The following is a 990-nucleotide window of genomic DNA, read 5'->3' as shown; positions in this document are numbered from 1 at the left end:
CCTCACGGCCTCCATCCTCTCACACCACCGTACAAGCGTGGGTCGCATACGGCGGTTCCGAATATATCTTTAGTGACTCATACCCATCTCTCAATGAGTACAGTCCCCTCTCCTCGAACCATTTGATTGGCATTGCGTGATTCACCTGGGGCGAGAGGGCTAAGTGCCACCACCCTTTATCTGACATCGCCAGCTTCCACGCATTTCGCTCTGTTACACCTTGTCGTTGTAACCATGTCGCTATGCTGTATCTGCGTTTGCGCTGTTTCAGACGGTAGCATCTCAACCGACGCCGTATCCATTCGTCCAAGCGCTGCATCGCACTTTGACCTATGGCGAGCTTGAAGTAGTGCTGCCAACCTCGTAGGTATTGGGTTAACTCGGTGATGATTACCGATAACTCTCGACCTCGATTTCGCTTCGTTATTCTCCGCACTCGCTTCTTCATTTGAGCTTGTGCCGATTTTGATATCAGGAGGGTTCCGTCTATCTTGAAGCTATGGCTTAGGTAGCCTCGCTCCGGCACTCTTGTTGCTGCACTTTTCTCACGATTTACCGTGAGCTTTAGCTTCTGTTCCAAGAACTCCGTTATCGACTCTTTGACTCGATGCGCGGCTTCCTCACTACGAACGTAGATTTGGCAGTCATCTGCATATCGACAGAACTTATGCCCTCTCCGCTCTAACTCTTTGTCCAGTTCATCTAATACGATATTGGAAAGTAACGGAGATAATGGACCACCCTGCGGTGTTCCTCGTTGTCTTCGCTCTACTAACCCATCTCGCATTAAGCCTGCCTGTAGATATGCCCTGATTAGCTTTAATACTCGTTTATCACTAATGTCCTTAGATAATCTGTGCATCACCCTATCATGGTTCACCGTGTCGAAGTATTTGGCTAGATCGATATCCACTACATAACCCCGCCCTTCTCTGATATAGCGGCTTGCTGCCGCAAGCGCATGATGCGCACTACGGTTTGGCCTGAACC

Annotated in this window: 1 protein-coding gene; it reads right to left on the bottom strand. The window is 49.5% G+C overall.

The features are described from left to right. Nucleotides 1-19 precede the first annotated feature (19 nt). A partial coding sequence (locus CIK04_RS31120; RefSeq protein WP_128824782.1) for a reverse transcriptase domain-containing protein occupies nucleotides 20-990 on the bottom strand: 971 nt, incomplete at its 5' end.

This window comes from Vibrio sp. 03_296, from assembly GCF_002265885.1.
The sequence above is the reverse complement of the archived record's forward strand: the minus strand, read 5'-3'. Positions and strand labels throughout refer to the sequence as shown.